Genomic DNA, 18,787 nt, shown 5'->3' with positions numbered 1-18,787 from the left:
GGGAACATTTAAAATCAATCGCTGTACACTATTTGTACACTTTTATTTTATAAAAAACGGGAAGCCTATATTTTGTAGGGCTTCCCGAATTTCAGCGGAGAAAGAGGGATTCGAACCCCCGGACCTGTTACAGTCAACAGTTTTCAAGACTGCCGCATTCGACCGCTCTGCCATTTCTCCAGTATGTCGCTTTCATTACCTGATTGCGAGTGCAAATATAAGAACCTTTTTTGGTTATGCAAATCTATTTTTATAAAAAAAGTATCTATTTTAATTACTATTTTTTAAATGTTTCATTTTCTATACTTTAGAAGAAAATTATTTTTATAAAAATTTAATAAATAGGTTTAATACTTTACATATTCGGTTATTTCCAATCCATATCCAATCATACCGACACGTTTAGTTCCCTCTGTATTGGAAACTAATCTAATTTTTGAGATATCAATATCATGTAATATTTGTGCGCCAATTCCAAAATCTTTACTATCAATAACGATTTTAGGAGCTTTCATTTCCCCTGTCTCTTGTAGTGATTTAAGCTCAGCAAGACGACTCAACAAATTAATAGATTGCATGTCTTGGTTGATAAAAATAAAGGCTCCTTTACCGTGTTCATTAATAACCTTAAACATGTCGTCAAGTTGTTGGTCAACATTATTGGTTAAGGTTCCCAATAAGTCATTATTAACTTGTGAGGAATGAATTCTGGTTAAAATAGGATCTCCTAAATTCCAAGTCCCTTTTGTTAAAGCAATATGAATTTGTTTGTTTGTTGTTTGTTGGTACGCACGTAGTCTGAATGTGCCAAAACGCGTCTCAATATCAAAATCTTCTTTTTTAACAATCAAGCTGTCGTGTTGCATACGGTATGCCACTAAATCTTCGATAGAAACTAATTTTAAATCGAATTTTTTAGCCACTTTTACTAATTGTGGTAAACGCGCCATCGAACCATCTTCATTCATGATTTCTACAATCACCCCAGCTGATTTAAAGCCTGCCAATCGTGCAAAATCTATTGCAGCTTCAGTATGCCCAGTTCTTCGTAATACTCCTCCTTGTTTAGCAATAAGAGGGAATATATGCCCTGGTCGTGCTAAATCGTGTGGTTTAGTTTTTGAATCTACAAGCGATAAAATAGTTTTGGCTCTGTCGGCTGCTGATATTCCAGTTGTAACCCCATTTCCTCTTAAATCTACTGAAACGGTAAAAGCAGTTTCCATAGGATCTGTATTGTTGCTCACCATTACATGTAGTCCTAATTCTTTACAACGGCTTTCTGTCAATGGAGCGCATATTAATCCACGACCGTGAGTAGCCATGAAATTAATCATCTCAGGAGTTACTTTTTCTGCTGCAGCCAAAAAATCACCTTCATTTTCTCTATCTTCATCATCAACCACAATAATAATTTTTCCTTGTCGGATATCTTCAATTGCTTCTTCTATTGTATTGAGGTGTATTTTATTTGTAACCATGAGTGTTGTTTAATTTTGTGATGGGAATATTTTTTGAAATATTTTTTGAAATGGAGCTAAAATAACATCCATATTAATTAATCCGATATCATTTGTGGCTCTGTAAGACAAAAGTATAGCTAATGGGGTTAGGATGATTGATGACATCCAGGCTCCCAGAAATGGTGTCAAGCCATCTTCTTGTGAAATTCTTTTACCAAAAGTATTTATAAAGTGGAATGTTATGAAAATTAAAACGGCAAAAATTATAGGAAGCCCAAGTCCACCTTTTCGGATAATTGCGCCCAAAGGAGCTCCTATAAAAAACATCAAAAAACAAGCAAATGCTATGACAAATTTGTCATAAAATGCAAGCACATGATTATTAATGTTTTTTCGTTTATTTTTAAATTCGGTATTACTGGCATCAATAGAATATTTAGTACTCGCTAAGTTGCTAATAGCGAGATCTAATATTTTTGATTTTTGATCATTGTTATACAATGAAAGAATGTTATTAGGTAGTTTTTTTGTTTTTTTAAGAGGCTGTATTTTATTGTCTTTAGGAATGGCTATTCGCTGATTCATGTTTTCAGAAAAAGAAATAACATCTGTTTTTAAGTTTTTATGCAGTGAATCCAATGTGTAATTTAATTCACTTACCGTAAGCATAGTGTTGGTGTTAGCAATACTTTGATCATTTACATCCACTTTATTCAATTTTGATAAATCAATATTGATTACGTATTTTTTAAATGAACTTTTTGCAAATGGCATTTTACTTCTGTCTTCAAATTTTTTAGGAACAATATCTTCATAATAGTAGCCATCATTCAGTACCAATTGCAGAATACTGGATTTATCGTTGCTTATCAATACCCCTTTTTTAGCTTTGATAACCGTTTTGCTGCCATCACCAAGATTTGATTTTTTGTGGATTGTGATTCCGGTAAGAAAATTTCCGTTTTCTCCGGATTTTTTATTGACTTTTATATTATAAAATCCCACATCACTAAACTGTCCTTCAGCAATTGCCAAAGCAGGCTTAGCTTGCGCTATATTTTTTCTAAAATTGATAAATTTAAATTCAGCAAAAGGAATCACATTGTTTGCAAAAAAAAACGCAATAATACTCAATAAAAGAATGAAAATAGTTAAGCTTTTCATCGCTCTTTTTAAAGAAACCCCCGCCGATTTCATGGCTGCTAATTCATAATTTTCAGATAAATCACCAAAAGTCATTATCGAAGCCAATAAAACAGAAAGCGGTAAAACCAAAGGAATAATTCGAGGCATCGAAAAGCCCAGAAACTTAATAACCATTAGTAAATCTAAATCTTTACCTGCTAACTCGGATATAAATAACCAGACAGTTTGAAGTATAAAAATGAAAAATAGTATTACAAAAACCGTAGTAAATGTAGTAAGGAATGTTTTTAATAAGTATTTGTCAAGAATTTTCACCTAAAATTAATCTAATTTATTGATGTAGTAATTTGGATATTTACTTTCGGTAAAGGTAAATTGATTTTTTGACAAAGGTTGGTTGGTTTTAAAAGAATTAACTGTTAAAGTGGTTTTTGTGCCTTTTTTACCCATTTCAATCAAATTGTAGATGTGTTTAGTCTGTACATCAATACCTAATAATATTTCTTTTCTCTGATCTTTTGCATTAGTAGGAACCAATTTAATATACTGAATTTTTCTTCCTTTAACATCCTGCAACATGTCCATATTGTATTTGTAACCGGTGTTGAAAAAAGTCAATAATTTTGATGGAGTAATGGCATTATCATCTTTATCATTTACTTTAGAAATAGTAATTTCTTCATCTTCAGGAACAATAGTATAGGTCTTTTTACCATCAAAAATTTTGGTAACTCCCATGAAATTTAATACAAATTGATTGCCTTTCATCGTTACGTTTCCTTTACTATCCTGATTGATATTTTCTTTAGTATTATTCAAAGAATATTTAAAATCAATTACAATATTGTCATAACTTCTCACTTTTGCAGTAACTTGATCCAAGAGATCTTTTGCTTTTTTATCTTGGGCTTGTATTGAAAAACTAAAAAGTAATAAAGCGGTAATTTGAAAAAACATTTTGCTCATTCCTTTTATATTATTTTTTTTTAATACTTGAATCTTTGATTTCATGGTGTTAATTATTTTGTTCATTGTTGAAAAATTGATCAAGAGAACTCATGTCCAGGATGTTTACACTACGTGCTTTACTTCCTTCAAAAGGGCCTACAATTCCTGCAGCCTCGAGTTGATCAATTAATCGACCTGCTCTGTTGTAGCCTAATTTTAGTTTTCTTTGTAACAATGAAGCGGAACCTTGTTGTGCGTTTACAATAATTTCGGCGGCTTCTCTAAACAAAGTATCTCTGTCGGAAATATCCATATCAAGATTAATGCCACTTTCCTCTCCAACAAATTCTGGAAGTAGATAAGCCGTTGCATATGCTTTTTGAGAACCAATGAATTCAGTGATTTTTTCTACTTCCGGGGTGTCGATAAAGGCACATTGTACGCGAACAACGTCATTTCCGTTTGTGTAAAGCATATCGCCTCGTCCTATTAATTGATCAGCACCTTGAGTATCAAGAATAGTTCTTGAATCAATTTTGGAAGTAACTCTAAATGCTATTCTCGCAGGGAAATTGGCTTTTATCAAACCAGTAATAACGTTTACAGATGGTCTTTGTGTTGCTATAATTAAGTGAATTCCAATGGCTCGAGCTAATTGTGCTAAACGGGCTATAGGAACTTCAACTTCTTTTCCGGCGGTCATTATTAAATCGGCAAACTCATCTACAACAAGAACGATATATGGTAAAAATCGATGTCCATTTTCAGGATTTAATTTTCGAGCTTTAAATTTATCGTTGTATTCTTTAATATTGCGCACCATTGCATCTTTCAACAAAGAATAGCGGTTGTCCATTTCTACACACAGCGAATTCAAGGTGTTGACTACTTTTGCATTATCAGTAATAATGGCGTCATCCATGTCAGGAAGTTTCGCTAAATAATGTCTTTCAATTTTATTAAACAACGTAAGCTCTACTTTTTTAGGATCGACCAATACAAATTTAACTTCGGCTGGATGTTTTTTGTATAAAAGTGAAGTCAAAACTGCATTCAATCCTACCGATTTTCCTTGTCCAGTTGCTCCGGCCATTAAAAGGTGAGGCATTTTGGCTAAATCTACTACGAAAGTTTCATTCGAAATAGTTTTTCCAAGTGCAATAGGCAGTTCCATTTCGGCTTCCTGAAATTTGGCTGAGCCAATAACACTTTTCATCGAAACCATCGTAGGATTCTTATTAGGAACCTCGATTCCTATCGTCCCTTTTCCTGGAATAGGAGCAATGATACGGATTCCTAATGCCGAAAGTGACAAAGCAATATCATCCTCTAAACTTTTGATTTTAGAAATACGAATACCCGCTTCCGGTACAATTTCATACAAGGTAACTGATGGTCCAACAGTCGCTTTTATTTGTGCAATTTCAATTTTGTAATTGCGCAACGTATCAACAATCCTGTTTTTATTTTCTTCTAACTCTTCTTGGTTGATGGTGATTCCTCCAGTAGAATATTCCTTTAATAAATCTATCGTAGGGAATTTATAATTGGATAAATCCAAAGTTGGATCGAATAATCCAAAATCAGCCACTAATCGAGAGGCTAAATTTTCCTCAATAATATCTTCTTCCGGAGCAGTTTCTATAACGAAAGTGTCTACAGGATTCGTAATAATTTCGGGAGTTACTATTGGTGTAATTTCCATAGCAAGTGGTTTTACAATTGGATCTCTATTAATATCCGATGAGTTGCTTATGGTTGGTTTCAACGCCTCTTTGTTAATTTCGAATTGAGAACCATTTGTCTTTAAATGTATTCCGTCCAGTTCTTCCTCTTCCTCTGCAACAGCAAATTCTTCTAAATTATACCCGCTACTTTTTCCTTCGTTTAAGGGAATAGTGGCTAAATCAGCTTTGATTTCTTTTTTTGTATTGTCAAAAAAGGATTGAATTTTTTCAGGGGAAATTTTAATTTTGAAAATTACATAGATGATTAATCCAAACAACAAAATCAATAATGTTCCTGTTTTTCCAATGTAATCTTGTAAAAATAAATTCAGTTCATATCCTATTGTTCCTCCTAATTCAGGAATTGAAGTAGCAAAAAAACCAAATAAAACGGATAGAATTATAATAACGAATAAATCCCAAAACCAAATATTTTTCAGTTTTTTTAAGGATATGGAAAGAACCATATACATTCCCGTAAGAAAAAATAATCGAACGAATATAAAAGCAGCAAGTCCAAATCCTTTATAAACAATCAAGTCAGCTAAAAAGGCACCAAATTTACCTAACCAATTGTGAACCGTTTCAGTTCTGTTCGTTAGTTCTCCAACGGCACTTTGGTCTTGTTGACCGTAAATGTAAAAGGAAATAAATGCGAATAATAAAGCAATTGAAAATAATACCAAAAGAGAACCAAGAACAATTTTATGTTGCTTGGTTACTCTCCACTGGTTATTTTCCTCAGATTTAGAATCCTTTTTTTTATCTAAAGGTGCTGTTTTTATTGTTTTTGCCATTCTTGATTGTAATTCTAGCTTAGAATAATATAGGTATGTATATGATTAAACCGATTGCTATTGCAGTTAATGCAGCAAAAAATACAGCTCCTGCGGCAATATCTTTGATGAATCCAATTCTTTCATGATAATTGGGATGTATAAAATCGGCTATTTTTTCAACAGCCGTATTTAAACCTTCGATACTCATAACAAGACCAATAGCCATAGTTTGAAAAAGCCATTGTGTAGCAGTTATGCCAAAATAGAATCCAGCAATAGTCATTAGAATTCCTAATGAAAACTGTACCATTATACTGTGTTCTGTAGTGATTAATTTTACTGCACCTTTAAAAGCATAAGTGACACTTTTTAATCTTCCGGTAAAGAAAGTATTATCTTTTTGAAATTCCATCCGTAGGCTGTTAAAGTGCCGCTAATGCAGCTTCGTAATTAGGCTCGTCTGCAATTTCAGCAACTTGTTCTGTATGTGTAACTGTTCCATTTTCATCAACAACAATGATAGCTCTGGAATGTAATCCGGCTAAAGGACCGTCTACAATTTCTAAACCATTTGTTTTTCCAAAACTTCCTTCTTGAAAATCAGATAAATTAACAACATTTTCAAGTCCTTCAGCACCACAAAAACGTTTTTGGGCAAAAGGTAAATCTCTTGAAATACATAATACATTGGTGTTTTCCAATTTACTTGCACTTTCGTTAAATTTTCTAACTGATGTAGCACATGTTCCTGTATCAATACTTGGGAAAATATTTAAAACTAATTTTTTTCCTGCAAAGTCACTTAGTGAAGCAATAGAAAGATCGTTTTTAACTAATTTAAAATCAATAAGTTTAGAACCTACTTTTGGTAATTCTCCTGAAGTATGTATTGGATTTCCTCCTAATGTGATTGAAGCCATAATATTTGTTTTTTAATGAGGTTCAAAAGTATGAAAATTATTTAAGATTTAGTTAGGAAACTTCGGGATAAAGTTCAAGATTTTGGAGCATTAAGTAAACCCGTACAACCCAATGTCTTTTTTATAAAATGCATAAAAAAACGCACTCGTTTCGGAGTGCGTTTTTAGAAATATTGATTTTTTTATTTATCGATCGAACCCAAAACTCGTTTCATAAAACTGTTTAAAGCTTCTTTTTTATCAGTACCCGTTTTTACCAGTTTGTTAACTTCTAAAGCGCCATACATATTAGAAATCAATTCACCAATTACATCTAATTCTTCATCTTTCAATGATGTAATTTCAGTCATTGCTTCTAGAACTTCAATTGTTTCTATGATGTAATCTTCATCATTTTCTTCTATAAACTGCGTTAAATGCTTAATTACCGGTAATTTCATATTTAGACTTCTTAGATTTTTAGACATTTTAGATTTTTAGACTTCTTAAATTCTTTTTAAATTTTAGATGAAAGATTCTAGGAATCTATTAAACTAAGAAGTCTAAAAAATCTAAGCTAGTCTAGTGATCTAATTAAACTATCTCGTTCACCAATTCAATTAATACTTCTTGTTTGTTAGTCTGTGTTTCGTTTACTAATTTTCCATTTACAAAAGTGGCAAAAGTTGGTAAATTACTGACATTAGCTAATTTTCTTGATTCAGGAAAATTTTCAGCATCAACAAGGGCAAAAGTAATTGTTTCGTTTTCTGAAGCCAATTTTTTAAATTTTGGTTTCATGATACGACAATTTCCACACCATGAAGCCGAAAATTGAACTACAACTTTTTCGTCTTTTGCAATTAAATCCGCTAATGTATCTTCGTTTAATTCGATTAACATAGTTTTTTATTTTTTAAAATTCAATAACAAAATCCAATGGCAATTTTAAAATAATGAAATTGCCATTGCTATTGAAATTGTTTTATTAGTTTAGAGTTAAGTATTCTGCAGTACTTTTTCTGTCAGCGCTCATTGCTTCTTTTCCAGCTTCCCAGTTTGCAGGGCAAACTTCCCCTTTTTCTTGAATGTGTGTGTAAGCATCAACCATACGTAAATATTCATTTACATTACGACCTAATGGCATATCGTTTACACTTTCGTGGAAAATTTTTCCAGTTTCATCGATAAGGTAAGTAGCTCTGTACGTTACATTAGATCCTTCAATAATGATAGAATCTGTTTCTTCACTGTAACCAGTTTCTTCAATATCAAGAATTCCTAAAATGTTAGATAAGTTTCTGTTAGTATCAGCAAGAATTGGGTACGTAACGCCTTCTATTCCGCCATTGTTTTTTGGAGTGTTTAACCAAGCAAAATGTACTTCATTGGTATCACAAGAAGCTCCTATAACTATTGTGTTTCTTTTTTCGAATTCTGGTAACGCCGCTTGAAAAGCATGTAATTCAGTTGGACAAACGAATGTGAAATCTTTTGGATACCAAAACAAAAGTACTTTTTTGTTGTTTTTTGTAGCTTCTTCGAAAATGTTGATTTTTAAATTATCACCCATTTCTGAAATGGCGTCAACTGAAATACTTGGGAATTTTTTTCCTACTAATGACATATTATTTATTTTTAGTTAATTTTTTTTGATGGTGCAAAAATAGCCTAAACAGAGGAATTGAATCAATAAGATTTGATTATAAATATTTATTTATAAATAAGTATTTTTTATAGTTTAGTATTCTTGAAATTAAAGCAGCTATTAAATACCGCTAACAATCACTGGAAGAGTACCTTTGCAAGTGGTGTTTTCTAAAAGCTGTTCCGCTGCGGTTTCTTGAAATTCTGTAAAATCTTGATACATTTCAATGATTCCTAAAGTGTGTTTTAAATTTGGGATAACTTGAAGTGCATACGGATTCCCAAAAACATAAAGGATACATTTTTTGTTTTGGAATAAATCACCCAAAAATTGAAGTACTGAATCTTCTATATCAAAATTATTTAAAGGTTTTGCCTTTGGTACAAAAAGAGAAATTATAAGGGTATCAAAACGGGTTAAAGCTTTTTCTAGTTCCTTTAATGTCAACTTCCCTCCAGTTTCATAACTAAATTCAGGTGAAGGTAAAGCAGCATTCAAGCTTTTAAAAAATGCATTGTCTGTGTTTTTATAAAAGCTAAGTTTGGCAAGATCTTCTCTATTTTTAGCATCAAAAATAGTTATAGTATTGTTGTCATCTTTTATTTTTGTAATAGAGTTTTGAGCAATTTTGCGGTTTAAAACGGACGTAGTTTCATAATCAAAATTACTTTCCGTAAGGTTTGGCAAAGGAAGTTTTCCATCTATAATTCCCACTTTTTGTTTGCATTTCCACAATCGGTTAAAACTGGCTTCAATTCGCTCTGGAGTTGCATTTTTTAGGATTTCTTGAATTCCTTCGGGTACATTTTCGGCAAAACACAAAACATCATTTCCAGCATTGAAAGCTTCCCATTCTAGTTGTCCTTTTTTCTGGTATAATTTAGAGACGCTATGCATATTCAATGCATCCGAAATCACTAAACCATCATACCCCAATTGCTTTCGCAAAAGCGTTTCAATTATTGATTTTGACAAGGTGGCCGAAGTGTCTTTGCCTTCGTTTAATGCAGGAACTGCCAAATGACCAATCATAATGGAATCGACATTATTCTTGATTCCTTTTATAAAAGGAACTAATTCATTTTCTAATAATTCGGCTAATGTTTCTTCTAAAACGGGTAATCCTAAATGTGAATCAACATTCGTATTTCCATGCCCGGGAAAATGTTTGAGGCAACCTAAAATGCCAACCTCATTCATTCCGTTTAAATATTCGAGGGCAAAATCAGCTACTTTTTCTTTATTTTCACCAAAAGAACGGTAGCCAATTACAGGATTATTCGGGTTGTTATTGATATCCGCCAAGGGCGCTAAATTATAATGGATCCCAACTGATTTTAAGTCCAAACCTATTTGTTTCCCAACTTCGTAAACCAAATTTTTTTGACTATTCGGTAAAGCCCCAAGCGTAATCGCATACGGATATTGAGGTGTTTTTTCCACACGCATGGCTAATCCCCATTCGGCATCAATGCTCATCAATAATGGAGTGGAGGCACAATTTTGATATCTAACGATAAGTTCCTTCAAACGTTTAAAACTATCCTCATTTAAAACTACTTTTTTCTTGGTTTCATAATTGGTTGCGGCACTGGCTCTACTATGAAAAAAAGTCAATCCACCTATATTGTGTTCCTTGATTAATCGTTCGGTTGCCAGTATGTTTTCTTCGGTATCATTGATGAAAACAGCAGGGAAGAAAAATTGCCCTATTTTTTGTTCTAATGTCATTCTGAAATAGTTTTAAGAATAATTTTTAATCCTATAAGAAATTTAAGTTCATATAAAAACCTAAAAAAAAAACACTTACTTAAGTGAACTTACATTTCTTATATGATTGAAGTTTATATACTTCTATACTTGTTCTGATTTTTTTCCGAAATCGGATGGGAAAATTAAAAATCGGGAAAGGATTAATCCTGGTATTGTGGCGCAAAACACCCAAATAAAGAAATTTCCATAGCCCAAATATTCCTGAATGAATCCGCTCAACATTCCCGGCAGCATCATTCCCAAAGCCATAAATCCGGTTGCGATAGAATAATGGGAAGTTTTAGATTCGCCATCGGCAACATAAATTAAATACATCATAAAAGCAGCGAAACCAAAACCATATCCAAATTGTTCGGCTATTACAGTCGCATAAACATAGAAAATGGATTCAGGATGAAAATGGGAAAGTAAAATGAATCCTATTATAGGCAAGTGCATGGCTAAAAACATGGGTAACATCCATTTACCAAGCCCTCCTTTGGAAATGGCAATTCCGCCAAGAATTCCTCCAATTACCAGTGCTGCAACTCCAAATGTACCATAAATAATACCTACATCTTCAGTGGCTAATCCCATGCCGCCTTTGATTTTTTCATCTATTAAAAAAGGTGTTAGCATTTTTAATAATTGGGATTCTCCTAATCTGAAAAGCAATATAAAGGCTAATACAATTCCGATTTGTTTCTTTTGAAAAAAGGTTTTAAAAACAACCCCGAAACTCTGTTTGTTTTCAATTTCAACAGTAACTTTAGTTTCTTCTACTTTTGGAGTGGTGAAATAGTTATAGATGGTTAGAAAAGCCATAATTAAGGCCACAATTATCATGGTGTAGGACCAAGCTTTGCTTTTGTCTCCGTATTTCTGTTCCAGAAAACCCCCTAGAATAACGATTAATCCATTGGCGGTAAGCATGGAAAGTCGGTAAAAAGTACTTCGAATTCCTAGAAAAAAAGATTGTTGTTCTTTGGCTAAAGCCAACATATAAAAACCATCACTCGCCACATCATTTGAAGCTGATGCAAATGCCGCAACCCAAAAAATAGCCAGACTTAGTACGAAAAAATTACTCATCGGGATGGTTAATCCTACAATCAAAAAAGCTATTGCAATAACCAATTGCATCGCCAGAAACCACTTTCTTTTGGTTGCATATAAATCGATAAAAGGGCTCCATAATGGTTTAATAACCCAAGGCAAGTACAATAAACTAGTGTAAACTCCGATATCCTCATTATTAATACCCAAACTTTTGTACATAATAACCGATACAGAGATTATGATAGCATACGGAAAACCTGATGCGAAATTTAATAATGGAATCCAATACCAAGGGCTGTTGTCTTTTCTCATTTATAGCGGATTATATTCAATTCAAATTTTATAGCGTAAAGTTTACTAAAGTTGGCTCACTTTCATTACCATAAAAATCAATGAATGTAATGGCGCAGGAATTATTTTTATCTAGTTTACAAGTGGGAATAATTACTTCAACAGCATTACTTTTTTCTTGAAACGGTATTTTTTCAATGATTTGACTTGGATCATTAATATCAATTTTAGTAGTTGCATTTGATCCATATACCATAACATAGCGAATTTTGCTATTCAAAGGAGATTTCACATTGAAGCTGGAAGAAACCGCATTTTTTACGATAGCATTGACTGTTGGTACATCAACTACTTTTCTAATGGAATTAGGAACAACATTAGGAAGCGCAGGGTATTTGTATTGATTTTCTAACAGTAGTTGCGTTACGTTTTGATTTCTGTTTAAAAATGATTTGGCACTAAAAAACGCATTTCCTTGAATATTTTTATAACTACGGGTGATGTCAATTTGATTTGGAATTTCATTTGGATTATTCCATCTTTTATCAGAATCAGTATTTATTTTATAAGTTCCGTTTCCAATGTAGATTGCTGTATTAGTAGAGTTTTCGGACCACCAACGCAATAATTTTGAATACGAAGCCTTAGGATGATCCATGCTCCAGTACAATTGAGGAACGAGGTAATCAATCCATTTGTTTTGCATCCACGCTATTGGATCGGCAAATAAATCATCATAATTTGTTTGGCCCGCTTCCGTTTCTGAGCCTTTTGGATCCACTGATTTATTTCTCCAAACTCCAAACGGGCTGATGCCAAATTGTACCCAAGGTTTTATATTTTTAATGGAAATGGAAACATTTTTGACAAAATTATTCACATTAGAACGTCTCCAATCTTCTAAACTTAGGTTGTTACCATATTTTACAAAAGCTGCAGTGTCATTAAAATACTCTCCTTTTACTTTGTATGGATAGAAATAATCATCAAAATGTATGGCATCAATGTCGTAGTTTTTAACCACTTCATCAACAACTTTTAATAGATGGTCTTGTACTTCTGGTAGCGCTGGATTGTAATAATATTTTCCACCATATTTAATCATCCAATCGGGATGTTGGTAAAAATCATGTTTCGGGCTTAAAATTGCCGTGTTTAAGTCCATTGTGGCACGATATGGATTTAACCAAGCGTGAAATTCAAAACCTCTGGCATGAGTTTCAGTAATCATCCATGCCAATGTGTCGAAATAAGGTTTTGGTGCTTGCCCTTCTTTTCCAGTCAAAAATCGAGACCAAGGTGCTAATTCCGTAGGATAAAAGGCATCCCCAACACTTCGAATCTGAACAATAACGGCATTATAATTTAACTTTTTATAGGTGTCTAAAATTTCAATAAAATCAGCTTTCTGTTTGTTAACATTGTCGGTGCTACTTTTTGGCCAGTCAATATTAACAACCGTAGCTATCCAAACCGCTCTAAATTCATTTTTAGGATTTGTAGCCATCATTTGTGCGTTCCCATTCCAAAAAGAAAGTAGGAAGAACGAAATAAGTACTAGGACAAGCTTGCAATTTTTCATTAGGGTCTTATTTTATAAAGTATTCAAAAATAGTTTTTTTAGTGAAATTTACCAGATAAAACAGGTATAAAATTTGACTTATTTTACTAGCGCAATTTCTTTGCCAAAGTATTTTTAAATGGAACTTTATGTCAAAAGAGAAAATTTTTTGATTTTTTCTTATTTGATTTTTTAATTTATAATAGGCTATATATTTATATTTGTCAAATAATGCTGTATTGTCAGTTTTTATAAAATATAATGTACCAGCCATGTCAACCCCACTTCAATTAGAGCAATTATCTCAATCATTAGAAGGAATACTTTTATATGACGATCTTCATAAAACACTTTATGCCACGGATGCTTCAGCGTATAGAATTATGCCACTTGCTGTGGCAATTCCAAAAACGGAAGAAGATATTATCAAAATTATTCGCTTTGCAGCAAAAAATAAAATTTCAATAACACCTAGAACTGCCGGAACTTCATTGGCAGGACAAACAGTTGGTTATGGAATTATTGTTGATGTTTCGAAACATTTTACCAAGATTGTTGCTTTTGATTCCATAAAAAAAACAGTAACGGTACAACCAGGAGTGATTCGGGATGAACTGAATTTATACTTGAAACCACACGGATTATTTTTTGGACCCAATACTTCTACCTCAAATCGATGTATGATAGGAGGAATGGTCGGGAATAATTCATCTGGAACCACATCAATACGTTATGGCGTAACCCGAGATAAAATTGTGGAATTAAAAACTGTTTTGAGTGATGGAAGCTTCGCAGTGTTTAAAGATATGACTACGGAAGAATTCTTGGAAAAAGCAAAAGGAAATACACTTGAGAATACTATATACAAAACAATTTATGAGGAACTTTCGAATGTAGAAAACCAGAAAGAAATTGTAAAGGAGTTTCCAAAACCAGAAATTCACAGGCGAAATACCGGTTATGCGATAGATCTGTTATTAAAATCAGAACTGTTTTCAGGAACAGAAAAAACAATAAACTTAGGTAAATTACTTTGCGGAAGCGAGGGAACTTTAGCATTTACCACCGAAATTACATTGAAAGTGGATGATTTACCGCCAACAAATAATGTCATGGTGGTAGCACATTTTCATACCATTCAAGAAAGTCTAGAAGCTGTAGTCACAGCGATGAAGCATCATTTGTACACGTGTGAAATGATGGATGACACTATATTAGATTGTACTAAAACCAACAGAGAGCAAGCCAAAAATAGGTTTTTTATACAAGGCGAACCAAAAGCAGTTATTATGCTTGAAGTAGCGTCTCATCATAGTATGGAAGATGCAGAATCACAAGCCAATGCTTTGATAGCAGATCTTGAAAGAAATAATTTTGGTTATGCATTGCCAAAAATTTACGGCTCAGACATTGATAAAATAAACGAGTTGCGAAAAGCAGGTCTTGGACTTTTAGGAAGTATTGTTGGCGATAATAAAGCTGCTGATTCTATTGAAGATACCGCTGTTGAGTTGAGTGATTTGCCTAATTATATTGCCGAGTTCTCTGCGATGATGGAACGCCACGGACAAAGTGCTATTTATTATGCACATGCTGGTGCTGGAGAACTGCATTTGCGACCTGTTTTAAATTTAAAGACTAAAGAAGGACTGCACCAATTTAGAAACATCGCAACCGAAGTGGCTATCTTGGTTAAAAAATATAGAGGTTCATTGAGCGGGGAACATGGAGACGGAATAGTCCGTGGTGAGTTTTTGCCTTTCATGATTGGGGAGAAGAATTATGAATTATTAAAACGAGTAAAAAAAGCTTTTGACCCTTATACAATTTTAAACGTTGGAAAAATTGTAAATGCCTTCAAAATGGATGAAAACCTTCGGGTAGAAGCGGGAAGGGTTGAACCGGATATCAAAACGATTCAGGATTTCTCTGATAGTATGGGAATTTTGCGTGCTGCAGAGAAATGTAACGGTTCCGGCGATTGCAGAAAATTACCATCAGCTGGTGGGACTTTATGTCCAAGTTATCGTGCCACACGAAATGAAAAAGACACGACTCGTGCCAGAGCCAACGCGCTGAGGGAATATTTGACGCATTCAGAAAAAGACAATAAGTTCAATCACGAAGAATTATATAAAGTATTTGAATTGTGTGTAAGTTGTAAAGCTTGTGCGAGCGAATGCCCAAGTAATGTAGATGTAGCCGCTTTAAAATCGGAGTTTTTGTACCAATACCAAAAAGCAAACGGATTTTCTTTGCGAAATAAAATATTTGCTTTCAACTCAAAACTAAATAGTTTAGGAAGCATTACTCCTTCGATTACCAATTTCATTGTTAATTTACCTTTGGTCAAAAAGAGCATGGGAATTGCTCCAAAAAGGGAAGTTCCTTTATTGGCTCCAACTTCTTTTAGAAAATGGTATAAAAAAAACAAATCAAAAGCACCAAGTAGTTCTTTTACAAACGGAAAAGTATACCTGTTTTGTGATGAGTTTACCAATTATTACGATGTTTCGGTAGGAATAGATGCATACGAATTATTGACAAAAATAGGATATGAAGTCATTGTAGTGGATCATGAGGAAAGTGGAAGGGCTTTTATATCCAAAGGTTTTCTGGAAGAAGCAAAAGCAATTGCTAATAAGAATGTTGCTATTTTTTCGACTATTATTACTGCTGATTGTCCGTTGATAGGAATAGAACCATCGGCAATATTGACCTTTAGGGACGAATACATTCGTTTGGCAGATGATAAAGAAAATGCCGAAAAATTATCCAAAAATGTATTTACTATCGAAGAGTTTTTTAAAAATGAGATTACCACTGGAAAAATTCATTCCGGGCAATTTTCTGATGTGGAGAAAACAATAAAGATTCACGGACACTGCCATCAAAAGTCATTGAGTTCCATTGAAGCGACTTTTACTATGTTGAATTTACCAAAAAACAGTTCGGTTACGATTTACAATTCGGGATGTTGCGGAATGGCAGGTTCTTTTGGATACGAAAAGGAGCATTATGATATCAGTATGCAAATGGGAGAAGATACTTTATTTCCAAAAATCAGGGCGACAGATGCCACTATAACTATTGCTGCTGCAGGGACCAGTTGTCGTCATCAGATTTTTGATGGAACAAATAGAAAAGCGCTGCATCCAGTAACTGTTTTAAAGTCATATTTAAAATAGATTAGTACTTGTTTTGGAACATTAAATGTTTAATATTTGTAAAAAAATGAATTTAGTTTAAAAGTTTTGTTTTATATCTGTTATTTCGTAAAAATTATAGCTATTAAATATTGATTTGATATTTTTTAATGGTTAAAAAAATGAAATATGGAATGGGATGTGAAGTTAAAAACAAAATAGTTTCCTTAAAATTTCTAATATTGAAATTGTTTTATATATTTGATTTTTTATAAAATTTACGTTATTTTCGGATTAAACCGTAAAATTTACGACAGATTAATTTTTAATGATAAAATTTACAATATGGCATTAAATGGTTTATTCAGAAAGAAAACAGTACAAGACATTCTAAAACAGGTCGAAAAAAATAATGCTGATGGCCATAATGCACTTGGAAAGCATTTAACGGCTCGTGATTTAACCGCCTTTGGAATTGCAGCAATTGTTGGAGCCGGTATTTTTAGTACCATTGGGAAAGCAAGTGCTGATGGAGGTCCTGCGGTTATCTTTCTTTTCTTGTTTACTGCCATAGCCTGTAGTTTTGCAGCTTTTGCTTATGCTGAATTTGCTTCGATGGTTCCTGTTTCCGGAAGTGCTTATACTTATTCTTATGTCGCTTTTGGAGAAATAATCGCTTGGATTATTGGTTGGGCATTAATAATGGAATATGCAGTGGGCAATATAACCGTTGCCATATCGTGGAGTGATTATTTTACCGGATTACTCGATAGTATGGGGATTCATCTTCCACAATATGCCCAAATGGATTATTTATCGGCTTCCAATGGTTTTAAAGACGCAACTGCTTTGATGCAAAGTGGTAAAACATTTGAAAATTTAAGTTTAGCAACACAAGCGGCATATACAGCATGGACTACTTCACCAGTTATTGGTTCCTTTCACCTTGTGGCTGATTTACCAGCTTTATTAATTATTGTTTTAATTACAGCTTTGGTTTATCGTGGTATGAAAGAGTCTCGTAATGCCAGTAATATAATGGTTGTTGTTAAATTATGTATCGTACTTTTAGTAATTGCTGTAGGGATTTTTTATGTAGATGTTGATAATTGGCATCCGTTTGCGCCAAATGGCGTTTCAGGGGTTTTAAAAGGAGTTTCGGCTGTATTCTTTGCTTACATCGGGTTTGATGCAATTTCTACAACTGCCGAAGAGTGTAAAGATCCACAACGGGATTTACCAAAAGGAATGATGTGGGCCATTATTATTTGTACCCTATTATATATTGCAATTGCATTGGTATTAACTGGAATGGTAAGCTACAACGAATTGAATGTAGGAGATCCATTAGCATTTGTATTTGATAAATTACATTTAAAATGGATGTCGGGAATTATTGCAGTAAGTGCTGTAATTGCGATGGCTAGTGTTCTATTGGTATTTCAAATGGGACAACCTCGTATCTGGATGAGTATGAGTCGTGATGGATTATTGCCAAAACGTTTTTCTACAGTGCATCCTAAATATAAAACACCTTCTTATGCCACAATTGTTACTGGTTTTGTAGTGGCAATACCTGCTTTATTTTTGAATTTAACCATGGTTACGGATTTGTGCAGTATAGGAACTTTATTTGCTTTTGTATTGGTTTGTGCAGGAGTTTTGGCTTTGCAAAACAGAACGGATATTCCTCGTGGAAAATTCAAAACACCTTATGTGAATTCAAAATTCATAATGCCAGTTTTAATGATTATGGGATTGGTTTTTGCTTTTGGATACAACAAAAAAAACACAATGGATTTCATTACTAATGAAACTCAAATCAATAGTTCAGCAGCGATAATTACATCATTAGATAAAGAAGAAACTCAAAAAGTATATGATTATTTAGTTAGCGTTGATGCAAAAAATGCGACAACTGGTACTCCGGATTTAGAATTTTTACTAAGTCAATACCAGCAAGACGATGCTAAATACGCCAGTGTAATTGCAAGTTTGCCAGTGTCAGATTCAATTAAATATGAAAGCGGTTTTGACTTGTTTAAACACAAAATTCCAATGTGGATTTTTCTGATTGTTTTGGTTGGATTATCAGTTTGGTCATTCAAAGAAAACTTATCGTTGATTCCATTGTTAGGTTTAATCTGTTGCTTGTATATGATGGCAGAGCTAAGCGTGTGGAACTGGATTTATTTCACTATTTGGTTGTTAATAGGTTTGACGATTTACTTTGGCTTCAGCCGTAACAACAGTAAGTTGAATTTGAAAGAAGCATAAAATTTGAAGATTTATATAGGAAAACGTCTTGTGTAATCAAGATGTTTTTTTTGGTTTAAACCCAAAAAAATCCGTTCGAAATATGGTTTCA

General features: G+C 33.3%; 14 protein-coding genes and 1 tRNA gene. 2 read left to right on the top strand and 13 right to left on the bottom strand.

Annotated elements, in window-relative coordinates; all coding sequences use genetic code 11:
- Window positions 1-95: 95 nt before the first annotated feature.
- From ACM55H_RS05175 to ACM55H_RS05115, 13 genes are all read right to left on the bottom strand, one after another.
- Window positions 96-180 (bottom strand) — tRNA-Ser (locus tag ACM55H_RS05175).
- Between the two features lie 167 nt (window positions 181-347).
- Window positions 348-1,481 (bottom strand): 3,4-dihydroxy-2-butanone-4-phosphate synthase, encoded by a 1,134-nt coding sequence (gene ribB / locus ACM55H_RS05170; RefSeq protein ID WP_039107827.1) that lies wholly within the window; start codon window positions 1,479-1,481, stop codon window positions 348-350.
- A 9-nt stretch (window positions 1,482-1,490) separates the two neighbouring features.
- Window positions 1,491-2,924, bottom strand: coding sequence for an LptF/LptG family permease (locus ACM55H_RS05165; RefSeq protein WP_416835488.1), 1,434 nt, complete (start codon window positions 2,922-2,924; stop codon window positions 1,491-1,493).
- Between the two features lie 6 nt (window positions 2,925-2,930).
- Window positions 2,931-3,575 carry an outer membrane lipoprotein periplasmic chaperone LolA1 gene (gene lolA1 / locus ACM55H_RS05160; RefSeq protein WP_465245464.1) on the bottom strand — a complete coding sequence of 215 codons (645 nt, stop codon included), beginning with the start codon at window positions 3,573-3,575 and terminating at the stop codon, window positions 2,931-2,933.
- A 49-nt stretch (window positions 3,576-3,624) separates the two neighbouring features.
- A complete protein-coding gene (locus ACM55H_RS05155; RefSeq protein WP_416835486.1) occupies window positions 3,625-6,081 on the bottom strand; it encodes a DNA translocase FtsK in 2,457 nt (818 codons plus the stop codon).
- Window positions 6,082-6,100: 19 nt separating this feature from the next.
- Window positions 6,101-6,475 (bottom strand): diacylglycerol kinase family protein, encoded by a 375-nt coding sequence (locus tag ACM55H_RS05150; protein ID WP_416835485.1) that lies wholly within the window; start codon window positions 6,473-6,475, stop codon window positions 6,101-6,103.
- A 10-nt stretch (window positions 6,476-6,485) separates the two neighbouring features.
- Window positions 6,486-6,983, bottom strand: coding sequence for a thiol peroxidase (gene tpx / locus ACM55H_RS05145; RefSeq protein WP_416835484.1), 498 nt, complete (start codon window positions 6,981-6,983; stop codon window positions 6,486-6,488).
- Between the two features lie 182 nt (window positions 6,984-7,165).
- A complete protein-coding gene (locus tag ACM55H_RS05140; protein ID WP_039107819.1) occupies window positions 7,166-7,423 on the bottom strand; it encodes a DUF6952 family protein in 258 nt (85 codons plus the stop codon).
- A gap of 133 nt (window positions 7,424-7,556) precedes the next feature.
- Window positions 7,557-7,865 carry a thioredoxin family protein gene (locus tag ACM55H_RS05135; protein ID WP_416835483.1) on the bottom strand — a complete coding sequence of 103 codons (309 nt, stop codon included), beginning with the start codon at window positions 7,863-7,865 and terminating at the stop codon, window positions 7,557-7,559.
- Between the two features lie 85 nt (window positions 7,866-7,950).
- Window positions 7,951-8,589 carry a peroxiredoxin gene (locus tag ACM55H_RS05130; protein WP_039107817.1) on the bottom strand — a complete coding sequence of 213 codons (639 nt, stop codon included), beginning with the start codon at window positions 8,587-8,589 and terminating at the stop codon, window positions 7,951-7,953.
- Between the two features lie 141 nt (window positions 8,590-8,730).
- Window positions 8,731-10,341, bottom strand: a complete 1,611-nt coding sequence (locus ACM55H_RS05125) for a glycoside hydrolase family 3 protein (RefSeq protein WP_416835482.1) — start codon at window positions 10,339-10,341, stop codon at window positions 8,731-8,733.
- 123 nt (window positions 10,342-10,464) lie between these two features.
- Complete coding sequence (locus ACM55H_RS05120; protein ID WP_416835481.1) at window positions 10,465-11,733, bottom strand: MFS transporter; 1,269 nt, start codon at window positions 11,731-11,733, stop codon at window positions 10,465-10,467.
- Between the two features lie 28 nt (window positions 11,734-11,761).
- Window positions 11,762-13,294 (bottom strand): glycoside hydrolase family 10-like protein, encoded by a 1,533-nt coding sequence (locus tag ACM55H_RS05115; RefSeq protein ID WP_416835480.1) that lies wholly within the window; start codon window positions 13,292-13,294, stop codon window positions 11,762-11,764.
- Window positions 13,295-13,545: 251 nt separating this feature from the next.
- Between ACM55H_RS05115 and ACM55H_RS05110 the strand changes: the two genes are divergently transcribed.
- Both ACM55H_RS05110 and ACM55H_RS05105 read left to right on the top strand, forming a co-directional pair.
- Complete coding sequence (locus tag ACM55H_RS05110) at window positions 13,546-16,461, top strand: FAD-binding and (Fe-S)-binding domain-containing protein (RefSeq protein WP_416835479.1); 2,916 nt, start codon at window positions 13,546-13,548, stop codon at window positions 16,459-16,461.
- A gap of 303 nt (window positions 16,462-16,764) precedes the next feature.
- Entirely contained in the window at window positions 16,765-18,696 is a 1,932-nt protein-coding gene (locus ACM55H_RS05105; RefSeq protein WP_416835478.1) for an amino acid permease, read from the top strand.
- Window positions 18,697-18,787 lie beyond the last annotated feature (91 nt).

Source organism: Flavobacterium cryoconiti (assembly GCF_048158645.1).
GTDB classification, from domain to species: Bacteria; Bacteroidota; Bacteroidia; order Flavobacteriales; family Flavobacteriaceae; genus Flavobacterium; species Flavobacterium cryoconiti.
This window is presented reverse-complemented; position numbering and strand designations above follow the sequence as displayed.

What these genes read in the sequence shown, in the direction of transcription:
- ribB (WP_039107827.1), bottom strand. Translation starts at nt 1,481, where the DNA reads ATGGTTACAAATAAAATACACCTCAATACAATAGAAGAAGCAATTGAA.
- lolA1 (WP_465245464.1), bottom strand. Translation starts at nt 3,575, where the DNA reads ATGAGCAAAATGTTTTTTCAAATTACCGCTTTATTACTTTTTAGTTTT.
- ACM55H_RS05155 (WP_416835486.1), bottom strand. Translation starts at nt 6,081, where the DNA reads ATGGCAAAAACAATAAAAACAGCACCTTTAGATAAAAAAAAGGATTCT.
- ACM55H_RS05150 (WP_416835485.1), bottom strand. Translation starts at nt 6,475, where the DNA reads ATGGAATTTCAAAAAGATAATACTTTCTTTACCGGAAGATTAAAAAGT.
- tpx (WP_416835484.1), bottom strand. Translation starts at nt 6,983, where the DNA reads ATGGCTTCAATCACATTAGGAGGAAATCCAATACATACTTCAGGAGAA.
- ACM55H_RS05140 (WP_039107819.1), bottom strand. Translation starts at nt 7,423, where the DNA reads ATGAAATTACCGGTAATTAAGCATTTAACGCAGTTTATAGAAGAAAAT.
- ACM55H_RS05135 (WP_416835483.1), bottom strand. Translation starts at nt 7,865, where the DNA reads ATGTTAATCGAATTAAACGAAGATACATTAGCGGATTTAATTGCAAAA.
- ACM55H_RS05130 (WP_039107817.1), bottom strand. Translation starts at nt 8,589, where the DNA reads ATGTCATTAGTAGGAAAAAAATTCCCAAGTATTTCAGTTGACGCCATT.
- ACM55H_RS05125 (WP_416835482.1), bottom strand. Translation starts at nt 10,341, where the DNA reads ATGACATTAGAACAAAAAATAGGGCAATTTTTCTTCCCTGCTGTTTTC.
- ACM55H_RS05120 (WP_416835481.1), bottom strand. Translation starts at nt 11,733, where the DNA reads ATGAGAAAAGACAACAGCCCTTGGTATTGGATTCCATTATTAAATTTC.
- ACM55H_RS05115 (WP_416835480.1), bottom strand. Translation starts at nt 13,294, where the DNA reads ATGAAAAATTGCAAGCTTGTCCTAGTACTTATTTCGTTCTTCCTACTT.
- ACM55H_RS05110 (WP_416835479.1), top strand. Translation starts at nt 13,546, where the DNA reads ATGTCAACCCCACTTCAATTAGAGCAATTATCTCAATCATTAGAAGGA.
- ACM55H_RS05105 (WP_416835478.1), top strand. Translation starts at nt 16,765, where the DNA reads ATGGCATTAAATGGTTTATTCAGAAAGAAAACAGTACAAGACATTCTA.